This window comes from Streptomyces sp. NPDC097617, from assembly GCF_044761485.1.
In the GTDB taxonomy this organism is placed as follows: domain Bacteria; phylum Actinomycetota; class Actinomycetes; order Streptomycetales; family Streptomycetaceae; genus Streptomyces.
In genome coordinates this window covers 220150-239151 of sequence record NZ_JBIWCL010000011.1, presented here as the reverse complement: position 1 = coordinate 239151, position 19002 = coordinate 220150, and the positions used below count along the sequence as shown (strand labels likewise).

The 19002-nt window shown below is 75.2% G+C and carries 7 protein-coding genes and 1 pseudogene; 4 read left to right on the top strand and 4 right to left on the bottom strand.

All coding sequences use genetic code 11. The features are described from left to right. The 4 genes and pseudogenes from ACIQZO_RS20115 to ACIQZO_RS20100 form a co-directional block, all read left to right on the top strand. Positions 1–3122 (top strand): type I polyketide synthase (locus ACIQZO_RS20115; protein WP_403627803.1); only part of this gene is annotated, 3122 nt, incomplete at its 5' end. Positions 3123–3226: 104 nt separating this feature from the next. Further along, a pseudogene (locus ACIQZO_RS20110) lies at positions 3227–9832 on the top strand (type I polyketide synthase); the annotation flags it as partial. Continuing rightward, the gene (locus ACIQZO_RS20105; protein ID WP_403627801.1) at positions 9829–11889 is read left to right on the top strand and encodes an alpha-hydroxy-acid oxidizing protein; all 2061 of its coding nucleotides are present in this window, start codon (positions 9829–9831) and stop codon (positions 11887–11889) included. The pseudogene ACIQZO_RS20110 and the gene ACIQZO_RS20105, both read left to right, overlap by 4 nt. Beyond that, on the top strand, positions 11886–12683 hold the full coding sequence (locus ACIQZO_RS20100; RefSeq protein WP_403627799.1) for a thioesterase II family protein: 798 nt from the start codon (positions 11886–11888) through the stop codon (positions 12681–12683). Before ACIQZO_RS20105 ends, ACIQZO_RS20100 begins: the two co-directional genes overlap by 4 nt. 48 nt (positions 12684–12731) lie before the next feature. Here ACIQZO_RS20100 and ACIQZO_RS20095 read toward each other — a convergent pair whose 3' ends face one another. The 4 genes from ACIQZO_RS20095 to ACIQZO_RS20080 all read right to left on the bottom strand — a co-directional run bounded on the left by ACIQZO_RS20095 (position 12732) and on the right by ACIQZO_RS20080 (position 18921). Continuing rightward, positions 12732–13085, bottom strand: coding sequence for a VOC family protein (locus tag ACIQZO_RS20095; RefSeq protein WP_403627797.1), 354 nt, complete (start codon positions 13083–13085; stop codon positions 12732–12734). 68 nt (positions 13086–13153) lie between these two features. Then, a complete protein-coding gene (locus ACIQZO_RS20090) occupies positions 13154–14425 on the bottom strand; it encodes a cytochrome P450 (protein WP_403627795.1) in 1272 nt (423 codons plus the stop codon). Between the two features lie 87 nt (positions 14426–14512). After that, the gene (locus tag ACIQZO_RS20085; protein ID WP_403627793.1) at positions 14513–17710 is read right to left on the bottom strand and encodes an amino acid adenylation domain-containing protein; all 3198 of its coding nucleotides are present in this window, start codon (positions 17708–17710) and stop codon (positions 14513–14515) included. Further along, a complete protein-coding gene (locus ACIQZO_RS20080; protein WP_403627791.1) occupies positions 17707–18921 on the bottom strand; it encodes an NAD(P)/FAD-dependent oxidoreductase in 1215 nt (404 codons plus the stop codon). The genes ACIQZO_RS20085 and ACIQZO_RS20080 overlap by 4 nt, the downstream gene beginning before the upstream one ends. Between the last annotated feature and the right edge of the window lie 81 nt (positions 18922–19002).

The following is a 19002-nucleotide window of genomic DNA, read 5'->3' as shown; positions in this document are numbered from 1 at the left end:
TCACCAACCCCGACTACTGGGTCCAACACCTCCGCCACACCGTCCGCTTCAACGACGCCATCCACCACCTCCACCACCACACCAACACCACCACCACCTACATCGAAATCGGACCCGACCCCACCCTCACCGCCATGGTCCGTACGATCCTGGCCTCCGGTGAGCCGGACGCCGGCGAGGCTCCGATCACCGCGATCCCGCTGCTGCGGGCGGGTCATCCGGAGGGCCACACGCTCGGAGCCGCCCTCGCGCACGCCTACGTCCACGGGTCGGAGGTGCGGTGGGACGGGATGCTGCCCGGCGGCCGGGCCGTCGCCCTGCCCACGTACCCCTACCAGCGCGACAGCTACTGGCTCAGCGCCCCGACGGCCCCGACGGCCCCGAAGCCGGCCGGCGGGCACCCGCTGCTGGACGGGTCCATCGAACTCGCCGCGGGCCAAGGGTGGTTGTTCACCGGAACGCTCGACGCCGAAGTCCATCCATGGCTGGCCGAGCACGCCATCCAGGACCGGCCGCTGCTGCCCGGCGCGGCCGTAGCCGAGCTCGCCCTGTACGCGGCGCGGCGGACGGGCGCGGCGCAGGTCGCCGAGCTCACCCTCGAAGCGCCGCTGCCGCTCGACGGACGGGTCGCGGTCCAGCTCATGGTGGGCTCCGCCGACGAGGACGGCACGCGGACGATCGCCCTGCACGCGCGGCCCGAGGGGACGCCGGGCGGCGCCTGGGTGCGGCACGCCTCCGGTCTGCTGGCCGACCGGGTTCCCGTACGGGCCGCGGACGCGGCCGATGCGGCGCACCCGGCGGACGCCGCCGCCTGGCCGCCGCGCGGTGCCACCGAGATCCCGGTCGGCGACCTCTACGCCCGCCTCGCCGAGCGCGGATACACGTACGGCCCCGCCTTCCAGGGCCTGCGGACCGTATGGGGCCTCGGCTCCGACCTCTACGCGGACGTCGTCCTGCCCGAGGGCGCGAGCGGCCCGCACGGCGCCGGCTTCGGCCTGCACCCCGCCGCCCTGGACGCTGCCCTGCACACCGCCCTCGTCGGGGCCGGCGCCGGGGACCGGCTGCTGGTGCCCTTCGCGTGGAGCGGTCTGACGCTGGGAACGGCCGGCGCCACGGAGCTGCGCGTCCGCCTGCGGCGGGCCGCGGGCGGCGACAGCCACTCCCTGCTGATAGCGGACGCGGCGGGCGCCGTGGTGTTCGAGGCGGAGGCGCTCTCGGTGCGCGAACTCCCGGCGGATACGACGGCCGCCTCCGGGCCGGTGCACGGGGCCGCGCTGTTCGACCTGCACTGGTCGCCGGTGCGCGGGTCCGCTCCCGTACCGGCCGGTCCGTGGGCCGTCCTGGGTGATGCGGACTCCGCCGTCGCGGATGCCGTACGCGCCGCCGGTGTGGCGGTGCGGACGCATGCGGGCCCGGCCGCGCTGCGGGCCGCGGTCGACGCCGGGGCTCAGGTTCCCTCCGTGGTGCTGACCACGGTGACCACCGTTCCCGAGGCGTCCAGCGGGTCCGGCGGGTCCGGCCCGGCCGTGCTCAGGGCCCTGGAGCTGGCCCAGCAGTGGCTGGCCGACGAGCGGTTCGCCGACTCCCGGCTCGCCGTCCTCACCGAGGGCGCTGTCGCGGTCGCGGACACCGAGCGCCCGGATCCCGCCCTGGCGGCGGTCTGGGGTCTGATCCGCTCCGCCCAGTCGGAGCAGCCCGGCCGGTTCACCCTGGTCGACGCCGACGGGCGGCCCGAGTCCGTACGCGCCCTCGCCCGGGCCCTGGCCTCGGCGGAGCCGCAGCTCGCGGTGCGGGCCGGACGGGCCTGGGCGCCCGCCCTGCGCGGGCACCGGCCCCCGGGCGCGGGCGGCGCCCCGGCAGCCGCGGCCGCCTTCGGCGCGGACAGCCACGTCCTGGTCACCGGCGGCCTGGGCACGCTGGGCCGGCTGCTGGCCCGGCACCTGGTCAAGCACCACGGGGTACGGCAGCTGCTGCTGACCGGTCGCCGCGGTGCGGCGACGCCGGGCGCGCGGGAGCTCACCGCCGAACTTACCTCGCTGGGCGCCGAGGTGGCCGTGGCCGCCTGCGACACCGGCGACCGGGCGGCGCTGGCCGCCCTGCTTGCCGCCGTACCGGCGGACCGCCCGCTGACCGCCGTGGTCCACGCGGCGGGCGTGAGCGACGACGCGGTCCTGGCCGGGCTCAGCGCGCCGCGCATGACAGGGGTGCTGCGGCCCAAGGCCGACGCCGCCCTCCATCTGCACGAACTGACCCGCCACCTGGACCTGTCGGCCTTCGTCCTCTTCTCCTCGCTGGCGGGCACCCTGGGCTCGGCCGGTCAGGGCAACTACGCGGCGGCCAACGCCTTCCTGGACGCCCTGGCGCAGCGGCGCAGCGCCGACGGACTGCCGGCCCTGTCCCTGGTGTGGGGCCTGTGGGCGCAGGAGAGCACCCTCACCGGCGACCTGGGCGCGGCGGACCTGAACCGGCTGGCCCGCTCCGGGATCGGGGCGCTGTCCGCCGAGGAGGGCCTGGACCTGTTCGACGCGGCCCTCGCCTCCGGCGCCGCCGTCCTGACGGCCGCGCACCTGGACCTGCGGACGGTGGATCCGGACGCGGTGGCGGTCGTCCTGCGGGGGCTGGCTCCGGCCCGCCGCCGCGAGGGCGCCGCGCCGAAGGCCGTGAACACGGCGGCCGCCCTGCGCGACCGGCTGGCCCGGGCGCCCCGGCGCGAGCACCACCACCTGCTGCTCGAGACGGTACGGGGCGAAGTGGCGGCCGTCCTCGGCCACTCGGGCCAGGGGCGGGTGCCAGCCGACCGCCGGTTCCAGGACCTGGGCTTCGACTCCCTCACCGCGGTGGAGCTGCGCAACCGCCTGACGGCCGCGACCGGCGTCAAGCTGCCGCCCACGCTCGTCTTCGACCACCCGACGCCGGGCGCGCTGGCGGAGCGGCTGCGGGCCGCGCTGGCGCCCGACCTCCCGGCGCGGGACACCCCCGAGGAAGCCGCACACCGTACGGACGCCGCGCACCGCACGGACGGCACGCCCGGCGCCGACCGCGCGGACCTGCCGGACGGCGGGAGCGCGCTCGACAGCATGAGCGCCGACGACCTGGTCCGCCTGGCCCTGGGCGAGAGCTGACTCGCGCCCCCGGCCGCACACCCCACCACCAGACCCAGACCCCAACGGGAAAGTACGGAGAGAACAGGATGGCTTCCACAACCCAGCAGCAGGTCGTCGAGGCGTTGCGGGCCGCGCTGAAGGAGAACGAGCGGCTCAAGGCGGACCGGGCCCACCTCCGGGAACGCGAGCAGGAGCCGATCGCGATCGTGGCGATGGCCTGCCGTTACCCGGGTGGGGTCCGTTCCCCGCAGGACCTGTGGCGACTGGCCACCGACGAGGTGGACGCCGTCGGTCCGTTCCCGTCCGACCGGGGCTGGGACCTGGCGGGCCTGTACGACGCCGACCCGGACCGGCCGCACACCTCGTACACCCGCGAGGGCGGTTTCCTGTACGGGGCCGCGCAGTTCGACGCCGAGTTCTTCGGCGTCTCGCCCCGTGAGGCACACAGCATCGACCCGCAGCAGCGGCTGCTGCTGGAGACGGCGTGGGAGGCCTTCGAGAACGCGGGCATCGACCCGGCCACGCTGCGCGGCAGCCGCACCGGCGTGTTCGTCGGCACCATGTACGGCGACTACATGTCGCGGCTGTCCCCCGCGCCGGAGGAGTACGAGGGCTTCCTGAGCATCGGCAGCGCCGGCAGCGTGGCCTCAGGCCGGCTGTCGTACACCTTCGGGCTGGAGGGTCCGGCGATCACGGTCGACACGGCCTGCTCCTCCTCGCTCGTGGCGCTCCACCTGGCCTGCGCCTCGCTGCGGCGCGGCGAGTCCTCGATGGCGCTCGTCGGCGGTGCCACGGTGATGGCGACGCCGATGCCGTTCGTGGAGTTCAGCCGGCAGCGCGGGCTCTCCCCGGACGGCCGCTGCAAGGCCTTCTCGGCGTCCGCGGACGGTACCGGCTGGGCCGAGGGCGCCGGTCTGCTGCTGGTCGAGCGGCTGTCCGACGCGCGCCGCAAGGGCCATCCGGTGCTGGCGGTGGTCCGCGGTTCGGCCGTCAACCAGGACGGTGCGAGCAACGGTCTGACCTCCCCCAACGGCCCCGCCCAGGAGCAGCTGATCCGCGAGGCCCTCGCGGGTGCCGGTCTCACCGCCGCCGATGTCGACGCGGTGGAGGCGCACGGGACGGGCACCTCGCTGGGCGACCCGATCGAGGCGCAGGCGCTGCTGGCCACCTACGGCCGGGCGCGCCCGGCGGACCGGCCGCTGCACCTGGGTTCCCTGAAGTCGAACATCGGCCACACCCAGGCCGCCGCGGGTGTCGGCGGCGTCATCAAGATGACGATGGCGCTGCGGGAGGGGCTGCTGCCCAGGACCCTGCACGTGGACGCGCCCACTCCGCACGTGGACTGGTCGAGCGGCGCCGTGTCCCTGCTGACCGAGACGATCCCGTGGCCCGATCAGGAGGACCGGCCGCGCCGGGCCGCGGTGTCCTCCTTCGGCATCAGCGGGACGAACGCGCACGTCATCCTGGAGCAGGCTCCCGCACAGGCGCCCGCGCAGGAGCCGGTGGCCGCCGCCGGGCGGCCGGCCGCGCCGGCGACCGTACCGGCGGTGCTGTCGGCGAGCGGCGGGCCCGCGCTGCGCGCGCAGGCCGACCGGCTGTACCAGCACCTGACCGAGGCCGACGGAGACGGACTGCTGGACGTCGCCTTCTCGCTGGCCACCACCCGCGGGCACCTGGCGCACCGGGCGGTGCTGCTCTGCGAGGACCGCGACGAACTGCTCGACGGGCTGCGCGCGCTGGCCGACGGCGTGCCGGGGCCGGACGTGGTCCGGGCCACCGCCGGGGAGGGCCGTAACGCCTTCCTCTTCGCCGGTCAGGGCGCCCAGCGCGCCCGGATGGGCCAAGAGCTGTACGAGGCGTTCCCGGTGTACGCGGCGGCCTTCGACGAGGTGTGCGCGGCCCTGGATCCGCACCTGGAGCGGCCGCTGCGGGACGTGGTCCTCGCGGCGGCCGACAGCCCCGACGGCGAGTGGCTGCACCGGACGCAGTACACGCAGCCGGCGCTGTTCGCCTTCGAAGTGGCGCTGTTCCGGCTGCTGGAGTCGTGGGGCATCCGGCCCGACGCCGTGCTCGGACACTCCGTCGGCGCCCTCGCGGCCGTCCACACGGCGGGCGCCCTGTCGCTGGCGGACGCCGCCGAACTGGCCGCCGTACGCGGCCGGATCATGCAGCAGCTTCCGGCGGGCGGGGCGATGGTGGCCCTGCGCGCCTCCGAGGAGGAGGCGACGGCCCTCCTCGCCGGCCACACGGACCTGATCTCGCTGGCCGCGGTGAACGGCCCGGCCGCCACCGTCCTGTCGGGCGACGGAGACACGCTGGCCGCCGTGGTAGAGGGCTTCGAGGCGGCCGGCGGGAAGGCCACCCGGCTGCGCGTCAGCCACGCCTTCCACTCGCCGCTGATGGCCCCGGCGCTGGCGGAACTGCGGGCCGTCGTCGCCCGTCTGACCTTCCACGAGCCGCAGTTGACCTTCGTCTCGGATCTGACGGGCCGGCCCGCGGGCGCGCAGGAGCTCGCGGACCCGGAGTACTGGGTCCGGCACGCGCGCAGCGCCGTCCGCTTCCGGGACGGCGTGGAGGCCCTCGCGGAGCTGGGCTGCGGCCGCTTCCTGGAGGTGGGGCCGGGCACCGACCTCACCTCGATGGCGGCCGACTGCCTGGAGGCGCTGGAGGCGGCGGACACCGGCCGCCCCGCGGGCCACACCCTGATCCCCTCCCTGCGGCGGCGCCTGCCGGAGGTGACCGCGCTGCTCACGGCGGTCTCCCGGGTCCACGCCGTCGGCGGCGACGTCGACTGGGCGGCCGTGTTCGGGGGCCGGGGGGCTCGGCGGGTGGAACTGCCCACGTACGCCTTCCAGCACCGTCCGTACTGGATCGACCTGCCGGCGGGCGGGGGCGGGGACGTGCGCTCGGCCGGGCTCACCGCGGTCGACCACCCGCTGCTGAGCGCGGTCACCGAACTACCGCACAACGACGGCGTGTTGCTCACCGGCCGGCTCTCCCTGGCCCGGCACCCGTGGCTGGCCGACCACCGGGTCGGCGGCCGGGTGCTGCTGCCGGGCACCGGTCTGCTGGACCTGGTGACGCGCGCCGCCCGTGAGGCGGGCTGCGCCCTCGTGGAGGAACTCGTCCTCGAGGCGCCGCTGGTCGTCCCGGAGGAGGGCGAGGTCCGGCTGCGGGTGTCCCTGGCCGCCCCGGACGGCTCCGGCCGCCGGACCGTCGCCGTGCACTCTCGGCCCGAGGGCGAGGACGGAACCGACGGGCAGGGCTGGGCCCGCAACGCCCAGGGCGCGGTCGTACGGGACGACGGCGGCCGGGGACCGGAGCAGGGCGGCGACCTGGCATCGCCATGGCCCCCGCAGGGTGCCGAGCCGGTGTCCGTACCGGTCGCCGACCTGTACGCCTCCCTCGGCGACCGGGGCCTCGCCTACGGTCCCGTCTTCCGCGGCGTGCGCGCCGTGTGGCGGCGCGGCCAGGAGGTCTTCGCGGAGGTGGCACTGCCCGGCGGGGCGGCGGCGGACGCCGATGCCTTCGGCCTGCACCCGGCGCTGCTCGACGCGGCGCTGCACCCGATCGCGCTCGGCGGTCTGATCGACGAGGGCGACGGGAGCGAGCAGGGCGACGGAGCCGCGCGGACCTTCCTTCCGTACGCCTGGTCCGGCGTCCGCACGCACGGCGAGGCCGGCGCGGTACTGCGCGTCCGGCTCGCGCCGGCCGGGGTGAACGCGGTGAGCATCGACGTCGCGAACGCCTCCGGGCGGGCGGTGGCATCGATCGGCTCGCTGGTGCTGCGCCCACTTCCGGCGGGCGCCCTGCACGCCCCGGCCGGACCCCGCGACGGCCTGCTGCTGCCGACGTGGGAGGAGCTGGCCGAGCTGCCCGCCTCCCCCGCCACGCACCGCTGGTCGCTGCTGGGCACGCACGGGCACGAGCACGAACTGGGCCTCGGCGGCGCCCTGTCCGACGCCGCGGCCCTGACCGACGCACTGGCCGCCGGTGCGGTCGCACCCGCACTGCTCGTACTGCCCTGCCCGCTCCCGGCGGACAGTGGCGCTCCCGGCACCGGGGCGGGCACCGACGCCGTGGCCGTGCGCACCGTCCTGCACCAGGTCCTGGACACGGTCAGGCTGCTCGTCGAGGACGAGCGGCTGGCCGGCACCCGGCTCGCGGTGCTCACCCGCGGGGCCGTCACCCTGGGCGGCGAGCAGCACCCGGGCGAGCTCGCCCACCGCGCCGTGTGGGGGCTGCTGCGTTCCGCGCAGGCCGAGCACCCGGACCGGTTCACGGTGGTCGACGAGGACGGCACCCCGGCCTCCCGTCGGGCGCTGGCGGCCGCGCTGGCCACCGGTGAGCCGCAGCTCGCCCTGCGCGGCGGCGCCGCCTACCGCCCCTCGCTCACCGCCGCGGACACCGAGACGCTGCTGACCCCGCCCGCGGACACCCCGCACTGGCACCTCGACTACGTGGCCAAGGGGACCTTCGCGCATCTGGCCCTGAAGCCCTGGCCGGAGGCGGCCGCCCCGCTGGAGGAGGGCCAGGTACGGATCCGGATGCGCGTCGCGGGCCTGAACTTCCGCGACGTACTGCTCTCCCTCGGGGTGATCCCGCCGTCCGTGGACGGGCACGCGGGCGGCTCCGGGCAGGGCGGTGAGGGCGCCGGCGTCGTCGTGGAGGTCGGCCCCGGGGTCACCGACCTGGAGCCGGGCGACCGCGTGATGGGCCTGTTCTACGGCATCGGGCCGATCTCGGTCACCGACCGCCGGTTCGTCTCCCGGATACCGGAGGGCTGGTCCTTCCGGCAGGCCGCGGCGGTTCCCGTCACCTACCTGACGGCCTACTACGGCCTGGTGGACCTGGCGGGCCTGCGCGCGGGCGAGAAGGTCCTCGTGCACGCGGGCACCGGCGGCGTCGGCACGGCGGCGATCCAGATCGCCCGCCACCTCGGCGCCCAGGTGTACTCCACGGCGAGCCCCGCCAAGTGGGACGCGCTGCGCGCCGCGGGCGTCCCGGACGGGCGCATCGCCTCCTCCCGCACCCTGGACTTCGAGGAGGCCTTCCTCGCCGGGACCGGGGGTGACGGGGTCGACGTGGTGCTGAACTCCCTCGCCGGGGAGTTCGCGGACGCCTCGCTGCGCCTGCTGCCGCGCGGCGGGCGGTTCCTGGAGATGGGCAAGACCGACCGGCGCGACGCCACCGAGGTGGCCGTCTCGCACCCCGGGGTCATGTACCGGACGTACGACGTGCGCGACCCCGGACCGGACCGGATCCAGGAGATCTTCGCCGACCTCCTCGACCTGTTCGAGCGGGGAGCGCTCCAGGCACCGCCGGTGGCGGCCTGGGACCTGCGGCGGGCCCCCGAGGCCTTCCGCCACCTCAGCGAGGCCCGGCACATCGGCAAGGTGGTCCTGGACCTGACGGACGGGACCGAGCGCTGGGACACCAGCAGGGCCGTCCTGATCACCGGCGGTCTCGGCTGGCTGGGCCGGCTGGCCGCCCGGCACCTGGTGGCGGAACACGGCGTGCGGCAGCTGGTCCTGATGGGCCGCGGACTGCCCGGCGAGGACGCCGCCCGGGACATCGCCGCGCTGCGCGGCCTGGGCGCGGACGTCCGTACGGTGCCCTGCGACGCGGCCGACCGGGACGCGCTGGCCGCGGCCCTCGCCGGGCTGGCCGGGGACGGCGTGCGCATCGGCGGGGTGGTGCACGCGGCGGGCGTCCTGGACGACGGGCTGCTGACCTCGCTGACCGCCGAGAGCCTGGAGCGGACGCTGCGCCCGAAGGTGGACGCGGCACTCAACCTGCACGAGCTGACGCAGTCCCTCGGCCTGGACTCGTTCGTGGCCTTCTCCTCGCTCGCCGGAACCCTCAGCGCCCCGGGGCAGGCCGGCTACGCGGCCGGCAACGCCTTCCTCGACGGGCTGATGGAGTACCGGCGTTCGGTGGGCCGCCCCGGTGTGTCCGTCGTGTGGGGACTGTGGGAAGGGGCCGGCGGCATGGGCGCCGGACTCACCGACGCGGACGTCGCCCGCATGGCCCGGGTGGGCGTGGCTCCGCTCACCTCGGAGCTGGGGCTCGAACTGCTGGACGCCGCGGTGCGCCGCGACCGTCCGGTGGCGGTGGCCGCGCGCTGGAACCTCGACGGCCTGCGGGCCCGGATCGCGCAGGGCGCGGCGGTGCCGCCCCTGCTGCGCGGCCTGCTCCCCGCCCCGGCGCCGGCCGCGGGCGCCCGGTCCGCGCCCGAGGCCGTCGCGCAGGCGCAGGCGACCGGCGCCTCACTGACCGGCGACCGGCTTCTGGACGCGGTGCTCCACGAGGTCGCGGCCGTCCTGGGGCACACCTCGGGTGCGGCGGTGGACCGGGACGGGGCCTTCGACCGGCTGGGCTTCGACTCGCTGACCGCCGTGGAGCTGCGCAACCGGCTCGCCGAGGCCACCGGCATCCGGTTGCCCGCCACGTTCATCTACGACTGGCCGACCCCGGCCGAACTGGTGCTTCACCTGCGGGAACAGCTCCCGGAGCCGGCCGCCGCCGCACCCGCCGCCGAACAGGCCGGGAACGAAGCCGGGGGCGGGGGCGGCACCGTGGCGCTCCTCGCCGACATCGCCCGGCTGGAGGCCGCCGTGGCCGACCGGCCGCTGAGCGACGCGCAGAGTGCCGTCGTCAGCGAGCGGCTGCGCGAGCTGCTGACCGAACTGGGTACTACGAAGGAGGATCAGTCCGCGTGGGCATGACCAACACCGCAACGGCCGGGCCGGCTTCGCCGGCCGGCCGCACCACCGGGTGGATCCGCACCCCGCACCCGCGGCCGCACGCGAGGGCCCGCCTCCTGTGCTTCCCGCACGCGGGCGGGGCCGCGAACGCCTTCACGGCGCTGTCGGCCGCGCTGCCCGAGGACATCGAGCTGCTCGCCGTCCAGTACCCCGGCCGCCAGGACCGGCGCGCCGAGCCCTGCGCCGCGGACCTCCGCGAGCTCGCCGAGGGGGTGGCGACGGCCCTCGCCTCGCGCTCCGACCTGCCGCTGTTCCTCCTCGGCCACAGCATGGGCGCGCTCGTCGCCTTCGAGACGGCCCGCCTCATGGAGGAACACGGCTCCGTGGCACGGCTGTTCGTCTCGGCCGCCCGTCCCCCGGCACAGGACTGGGAGGAGCCCGACCTGACCCTCGTCGGCGACGAGGAGCTGGTGGCGGGACTGCGGCGGCTCGGCGGCATTCCCGAACCGCTGCTGCGGGACCCGGAGATCGTCGCCGAGGTGCTGCGACTGCTGCGCGCCGACCACCGGGCACTGCTGCGCCACCACTGCGCGGAGGGGACCGCCGTGGCGGCGCCCGTCACCGTGCTGCTGGCCGCGGCGGACCCGAAGAACTCCCTGGAGCAGATGGCCGACTGGGCCCGGCACACCACCGGAGGGCAGGACCTCGTGACGCTGTCCGGCGGGCACTTCTCGCTCGTCGAACGCCCCGGGGAGAGCGGGCCGATCCTCACCCACCGCGTGCGCGAGGACCTGGCGCGGCCCGCCCGGGCACCCGCCCCGGCGCCCGAGCCGACAGAGGAGCAGCCCCTCGCCGACCTGGTACGGGAGATCCTGCTGGACGGCCTCGAGGCCCGGACCCCGAAGCTGCCCACCGACCTGACCGCCCTGGAGGCCGCGGCCCGCGAGGTGATGTCCCCGGAGGCCTACGCCTACGTGGCGGGCACCGCCGGGTCCGGCGCGACCGGCCGGGCGGGCCGCGAGGCCTTCGACCGGCTGCGGCTCGTACCGCGGATGCTGCGCGGTACGCGCCGCACGGACACCTCGGTGACCCTGTTCGGGCAACGGCTGCCGGTACCGGTCCTGCTCGCGCCGCTGGCCGCGCAGCAAGTGGCCCACCCCGAGGGTGAATCGGCCACGGCCCGGGCGGCCGCGGCCGCCGGGGTCCCGCTGGTGCTGTCGACCTTCGCCTCCCGCACCCTGGAGGAGGTGGCCGAGCGGGCCGGCGACCAGCCGCGCTGGTTCCAGCTGTACCTGCCCTCGGACCGGGCGGTGGGCGAGTCGCTGGTGCGGCGCGCCGAGGCGAGCGGCTACAGCGCGATCGTCGTCACCGTCGACGCCACCCATCTCGGCTTCCGCCCGGCGGAACTCGACCACGGCTACTCGCCGTTCCTGCGCGGCACCGGCATCGCCAACTTCACGGGCGATCCCGCGTTCCGGGCCGGACTGCCCGCCGGGGCCGATGCCACCGCGACCGTCCTGCGCTGGGCGCAGATCTCCACCGACCCCACCCTCACCTGGGCGGACCTGGCCTGGCTGCGGCGGCTGACCCGGCTGCCGCTGCTGGTCAAGGGCATCCTGCACCCGGACGACGCCCGGCTGGCCGTGGAGCACGGCGCGGACGGCGTGGTGGTCTCCACGCACGGCGGCCGCCAGCTCGACGGCAGCGTGAGCGCACCGGACGCGCTGCCCGGGGTGCGCGCCGCGGTCGGCCCGGACGTACCGGTGCTGCTGGACTCCGGTATCCGCACCGGCAGCGACGTGGTCAAGGCCCTGGCCCTGGGCGCGGACGCCGTCCTGTACGGCAGGCCGTACGTGTACGGGCTCGCGCTCGACGGCCGGCGCGGCGTGGAGCACGTCCTGCGCTGCCTGCTCACCGACCTCGGTCTGGCGCTGGCCCTCACCGGCTGCGCGTCCCTCGCGGACGTCGGCCCCGGGCTGCTCCTCCCCCGCGAGCACGTGAGTACGTACGCTCTCGCGCGCACCACCTCGGACACCCTCGGGTCCCTCGGGACCCCGGAGAACGGAGATCGGCGATGAAACGCACCTACGGGCCCGGCTCCGATCCGACGGGCTGGCTGCGCCAGTACCACCGGCCGCCGGCCGACGCCCCGACCCTGGTGGTCCTCCCGCACGCGGGCGGCTCGGCGACGGGCTACTACACCCTGTCCTCGGCGCTCTCGGACTCCGCCGAGGTGCTCAACGTGCAGTATCCGGGCCGCCAGGACCGGCTCGGCGAGCGCTGCGTCGACGACATCGGGGAGATGGCCGACCGGATCGTCGAGGCCCTGCTCCCCCGGGCGGACCGGCCGCTCGCCCTGTTCGGGCACAGCCTGGGCTCGATCGTCGCCTACGAGGTGGCGCTGCGGCTGGAGAGCCTGCACCCGGACCGCGCGCCGATCGGTGTGATCGTCTCGGGCCGGCCCGCGGCCGCCATCCACCTGAGCCGGGGCCTGTCCCTGCTGGGGGACGACGACCTCGCCACCTCGATCTCCGACCTGTCCGGCACCCCGCCGGAGCTGCTGGCCGACAAGGACCTGATGTCGGCCGTACTGCCCTCCCTGCGCGCCGACTTCAAGGCGGCGGAGAGCTACCGGGGCGCCACGGGCACCCGGCTCGCCTGCCCCCTGTACGCCTACTCGGGCGCGCAGGACCACAACGTGCCGCGCGAGGGGCTGCTGCGGTGGAGCGAGCACACGACGGCCGGGTTCAGGGTCCGGTTCTTCGAGGGCGGCCACTTCTACCTGCAGTCGCAGGAGCCTGAGGTGGCCCGGGCCATGGCGGAGGACCTGCGCGCCTTCGCCGCCGCCTCCCTGGTGGGCAGCGGCCGCTGAGCCGCCCCGTGCGAGCCCGCCCGACCGGCGGCGATCCGTCGCCGCCGGTCAGGCGGGCTGCCACAGTTCGACGCGGTTGCCCTCGGGATCGGTCACCCAGCCGAACCGGCCGACCCCCTCCATGTCCTGCGTCCCTGCGTCCACCTCGGCCCCCTTCGCGCGCAGTTGCGCGAGCATGGCGTCGAGGTCGCGGACCCGGAAGTTGAGCATGGTCTGCTGGGCCCGGGAGCCGAAGTAGTCGGTCCCGGACTCGAACGGCGCGAACACCGTGGGCCCGGCGCCCTGCTGCCACAGTCCGTGCTCGTCGGCGTCCAGGCCCAGGCAGTCGCGGTACCACGCGCCGAGGGCCGCCGGATCGGTGGCCCTCATGAAGTACCCGCCGATGCCCAGTACACGTTCCATGCCGCCATCCTGCCAGGGCGGCGGCCGGACGGTCGGGCACCACGCGCCATCGGGGGCTCGTGCGTGCGCTAGGAGGCGGTCGGGGCGGAGCGTTCGCCGGTGAGGCGGACCTTCAAGGTGGCGTGTCCGTTGGCGAAGTTGGAGAAGAGGCGGGTGGGCGGGGCCAGCAGCTCGATGCCGGCGACCCGGGTGCGCAGCGACTCCAGCATGGAGATCATGTGGACGCGGCCCAGGTAGGCGCCGAGGCAGAAGTGCGGGCCGTGGCCGAAGCTGACGTGCTTGTTGGGGGTGCGCCCCAGGTCGAAGGTGTACGGGTCGACGAAGGCGTCCTCGTCGAAGTTGGCGGAGCTGTTCCACAGCGTGACGATCTCGCCGGCCTTGACGACGTGGTCGCGGATCGGGATGTCGACGAGGGCGTACCGGCCGAAGTGCATGGTGGGGGTGGTCCAGCGCATGACCTCCTCGGTGGCGCTCTCCAGAGTGACCTCGGCGTTCTTCAGCCGGCGCCACTGGTCGTCGTGCCGGCTGAAGGCGTGCACGATGCCGGAGGCGGTGGCCCGGCTCGATTCGTCGCCGCCCAGGATCAGGCTGTAGGCGTTGTAGATGATCTCCTCTTCGCTGAGCGGTTCGCCGTCGATGGTGGCGGTGGCCAGCGTACTGAGGACGTCCTCGCCGGGATTGCGGCGGCGCTCGGCCATCAGGCCGGAGATGTAGAGCACGATCTCGTTGCGCGCCATCAGCGACACTTCTTCGCCGTCGTCGGCGCTGTAGCGGGACAGGGTCTGCGCGTTCCAGTCCACGAGCTGCTCGCGGTCCTCGGCGGGGATGCCCATGAGGTCGCCGATGGTGTGGATGGGGATCCGGTCGGCGACCGCGGTGACGAAGTCCAGTTCGCCCATCTCGACGGCCTCGGAGATCAGCCGGTCGGTGAGCTTCTGGACGTTCTCCACGACGGGGGTGAGGACGCGCGGGGAGAAGGACTTCATCATCAGGTTGCGGATCTCGCGGTGGCGCGGGCCGTCGGTGACCGCGAGCATCTTGCCGGCGGCGGAGTCCTCGCCGAGCAGCAGGGTGCTGAGCACGTTGCCCTGCTCGGAGGTGTACCGCTTGTTGTCGCGGTAGGCGGCCATGATGTCGTCGTACTTGGTGAAGACCCAGAAGCCCGGGTTGCCGCCCCGGGGGGCGTGCCAGAACACCGGGTTGTGCGCGCGGTAGGGCCGCCACATCTCGTGCGGGTCGTTGTCGTCGAACGTCTGCGGGTCGGTGAGGTCGAGGGCCGCCGGGTCGGCCCAGGCGGCGATTTCGGCCGGCTCGGCGACCGGAAGGGTCGGGGCAGTCATGGGTGTGTCTCCTCCAGGGCCGCGGGCCCGGGGGCCCGCGGCGCGGTAAGGGTCTGCGACGGAGGTGGGCGGGGGTGGGCGGGGCGCTCAGGCGGCTTCGGCCGCCACGGCGGTGGTGGCGAGTTCGGCGATCGTCTGCTTGCGGAACACGTCCTTGGCGGAGATCACCAGCCCGGCCTTCTTCGCCCTGGCCACCACCCGGATGCCGAGGATGGAGTCCCCGCCCAACTCGTAGAAGTTGTCGGTGACCGAGACGGTCGGGACGCCCAGCACGTCGGACCAGATCTGGGCGAGCAGCCGCTCGGTCCCGGTACGGGGCTCCAGCGCGCTCGCGGGCGCGGCGGCGGCGTGCTCGGGGGCGGGCAGGGCCAAGCGGTCGACCTTGCCGCTCGGGGTGAGCGGGAACCGCTCCAGGCACACGAGGGCGGACGGCACCATGTGGACCGGCAGCCGGGCCGAGACGAACTCCCGCAGCTCTGCCGGCTGCGGGGGCCTTCCGGGCACGGCGTGGGTCACGTAGCCGACGAGGCGCTTGTGCTCGCCGTCGGTGAGGGCCACCACCAGGGCCACCCCGACCTCGGGGTGCTGCTGGAGCACGAGCTCGATCTCTCCCGGCTCGATGCGGTAGCCGCGGACCTTGACCTGGTGGTCGGCGCGGCCCACGTACTCGATGACCCCGGCGCTGGTCCAGCGCACCAGGTCGCCGGTGCGGTACATCCGGTGGTCCGGGGCCTCGCCGTGCGGGTTGTCCAGGAAGCGGTCGGCGGTCAGCTCGGGCCGGTTGAGATAGCCCTGGGCCACTCCGGGGCCGGCGATGAACAGCTCGCCGGCCACGCCGATCGGCGCCGGCCGGAGCCGGTCGTCGAGGACGTAGGCCGTGGTGTTCGCGACGGGCCGGCCGATGGGGACGGTCAGGTTCTCGTCGGCCTCGCGGATGAGGTGCCAGGTGCCGAGGACTGCGGTCTCGGTCGGCCCGTAGAGATTCACGAGCCGCTGCGGCGGTGCGGCCGCCAGTACCTCCGACACGCGCACGGAGTTGGCCGCCTCGCCGCCGAAGAGCACGTGGTGCAGGGCGCCGAAGGCGTACGGGTCGGCGGCGACGATCTGGTTGAACACGGCGGTCGTCACGAAGAGGGTGGTGACGCCGTGCCGGCGCAGGGCGGCCGCGAGCCCGTCCGGGTCCAGCAGGGTGTCCTTGTCGATGACGACCATCCGGCTGCCCGCGAGCAGGGGCCCCCAGATCTCGAGGGTGGCCGCGTCGAAGGTGACGTCCGAGCCCTGGGCCATGACGTCGTCCGGGCCGAGCGACACCCAGTCGGCGTTGCGGAAGAGCCGGACGACCGAGCGGTGCCCGATCACGGCGCCCTTGGGCGTACCCGTGGAGCCCGAGGTGTACATGATGTAGGCGGGGTCGTCGGCGGTGACCTCGACCCGCGGGGCCGTGGTCGGCAGCCCGTCGAGCGCCGTGTACTGCTCGTCCAGGGAGATCATCCGGGTGCCGGCGGAGGGCAGTCGGCCGGTCAGCCAGGACTCGGTGAGGCACAGCGGCACCGCGGCGTCGGAGAGCATGAAGGCGAGCCGCTCCCCGGGGTAGTCGGGGTTCAGCGGCAGGTAGGCGCAGCCGGCCTTGAGGACGGCGAGCAGCGCGGTGACGAGTTCGGGGCCGCGGGGCAGACAGACGGCGATGAAGGTGCCGGGCGTGACCCCGTCGGTGACGAGGAGGTGGGCCAGCCGGTTCGCGCGGGCGTCCAGTTCGGCGTAGGTGAGCGTCTCCAGGCCGGCGGTGACGGCGACCGCGTCGGGGCGCAGCCGGGCCTGTTCGGCGACGAGCTCGTGCACGCACCGGTCGGCGGGGAAGTCGGTCCGGTTGACGGCCCACTCGGTGGTGAGCAGGCGCAGTTCCTGCGCGTCGGCGAGCGGCAGGTCCTCCACGGCCGGTGCCGGATCGGCCGCGGCGGCGTCGAGCAGCACCGACAGGTGGCGGGCCAGTACCTCCACGGTGACGGCGTCGAACAGTGCGCTGTCGTAGTCCAGTACGACGTCCAGGTCGCCGGAGTCGGTCCCGGTGAACTCCACGGTGATGTCGAACTCCGCGGGCACCCCGGGCGGCGGGAAGGCGCTGGCGGCCAGTGCGGGCGCCTGCGCGGGCTCGGCCGCCTCGGCGGCGCCGCGCAGCACGACCATCACCTGGACGTCGGGGGTGTCGCCGGCGTCCTTGCCCTCGCCCAGCGCGGCCCGGACCAGCTCGAAGGGCACGTCCTGGTGGGCGAGGCCCTCGGCGAGGGTGGCACAGGTGTCGGCGAGGAGGTCGGTGAAGGGCGTCCGGGGCCCGACGTGGGCACGCAGCAGCAGCGGGTTGTCGAAGGCGCCGACCAAGCCGTCGAGCACGGGCCGGGTGCGGCCGCTCGCGCGGGTGCCGAGTGCCAGGTCCTCCTGGCCGGTGTGCCGGGAGAACAGCACCTGGCAGGCCGTGAGCAGGCCGGCGAGCAGGGTTCCGCCGTGCGCGGCGGCGGTCTCGGCGAGCCCCTGGGCGGTCCGCGCCGGTACCCGGAACGCGTGCCGGGCCGCGGCGGCTCCGCGCGCCCGGGACCGGGCCCGGTCGGTGGGCAGCCGCAGCGCGGGCAGGCCGGCGAGGTGGGCGCGCCAGTGCTCGAGCTGGGCGGCGAGTTCGGCCTCGGTGACACGGGCGCGCTGCTCGGCCGCGTACTGGGCGTAGCGGACCGGCAGTTCGGGCAGGCGGGCGGCGCGGCCGCCGACTCCCGCCGCGTACAGCTCGGCGACTTCCGCGGTGAGGATCGCCTCGGAGCGGGTGTCCACGGCGATGCGGTGGGCGCCGAGTACCAGTACGTGCTCGGTGGCACCGAGGCGGATCAGCAGCGAGCGCAGCAGCGGCCCGGAGGTGAGGTCGTAGGGGCGCGCGGCGAGTTCGGCGATGCGGGCCTCGAGCTGCCCGGGGCGCGCGTCGGCGGGCACCGGCTCCAGGTCGGTGAATTCCAGCTCCAGCGGCCCGGCCGGCCAGATCTTCTGCGCGGGTATGCCCCCGGCCTCGGTGAAGGTGGTGCGCAGCGGTTCGTGCCGGGCCACCAACCGGCGCAGGGCGGCGATCAGTTCGACGCGGTCGAGGGTGCCGGTCAGCCGGAGCGCGAGGAGCGGGTGGCGGGCGGGGCGGGCGTGCGCCGCCCGCGGTCCGGGCCCGTGCCGGTGGGCGGACCGGATGAGCTCCTGCCCGAGGGTGAGCGGCAGCCGGTCGCTCCCGGCTCCGCCGTCGGTGGTCCCGTCGGTCATCCCTTCAGTCCTTTCATTTCCATCTCTTCCATCAGGTCGAGCAGTTCGGGGGTGACGAATTCGTCGATCGGGCAGACACCGGACAGCGTCGAGAAGTACCGGTCCGTCAGGTCCCGGCTGGTGGCGATGGCGCGCAGCAGGTCCAGGTGGTGCGGCGGCGGGTCCAGCCGGGCGGTCTTCAGGGTGGCGCGGTACTCGGGCAGGAGCCCCTCCAGCCGCTGCTCGGCGAAGGTGTCCAGCGCCGCCCGCAGCCGCTCGGGGTCGTGCAGCCCGTCGCCGATGCAGTCGGCGAGCAGCTGGGCCTGGTAGAAGGCGTCGGTGATGCCGCGCGCGGTGATCGAGTCCTTGTGGTGGCCGGCGTCGCCGATGAGGGCCCAGCCCGCTCCGGTCGCCCGCCGGAAGAAGTTGCGCTGGTCGCCGGTGCCGTAGACGCGCTCCAGGCGGGCGCCGCCCGCCATTTCCTCCCGCAGCTCGGGGGCGGTCTTCTCCACGTTCGTGAGGAGGGCGTTCAGTGCGTCGCCGCGGACGCTGCGGAACTGCTCCTGCGGGAAGTAGCCGGCCACCAGCGTCGCGCCGTCGTTGGTCGGTACGGTGCCGACCCAGTGTCCGGGGGTGTCGAACAGCCGGAAGCCGGGTTCGAGGCCGGACCAGTAGGAGTAGTAGGCGCAGGTGGTGGTCGGGTCCTCGACGTCGAGGGGGGCGCCGACCTTCGCGGCCACGGTGGAGCGCATTCCGTCGGCTCCGACGACGAGCGCCGCCCGCTCGACGGCGCCGCCCGCGGAGGGGCCGAGCCGGACGCCGACGACGCGGTCGCCGTCGAAGACGAGGTCGCTGACCGGGCAGTTCTCGCGGAACTCGACGCCCGCGTCGACGGCGCCCTGCGCGAGGATCGGGTCGAGCAGGTAGCGGCGCGGCGCGTAGGCGGCGCCCTGGCCGTCGGCGGCCCAGGAGCAGCCCTCGAGCCGGATGTCGCCGTGGGTGTGGCGGACGTGGTCGAGGGCGGGGGCGCCGGTGGCCACCACGGCGGGCAGCAGGCCCCAGCGGGCGAGGGCGGCGACTCCGGGCTGGTGGATGTACAGCGTGGACAGGGTGTCCTTCGGGAAGGTCCCGCGCTCGACCATGAGCACCCGGTAGCCGGCGCGCGCGAACAGCATCGCGGCCGGCGCCCCGGCGCACCGCGCGCCGACCACAATCACGTCGTAGTGGGTCAAGAGATGCTCCTTGTCCTGCGCCGGCGTATGCCTCACGGGGTGACGGGGTGGTGTGTACGGAGGGGTACGGGCCCGGCGGCC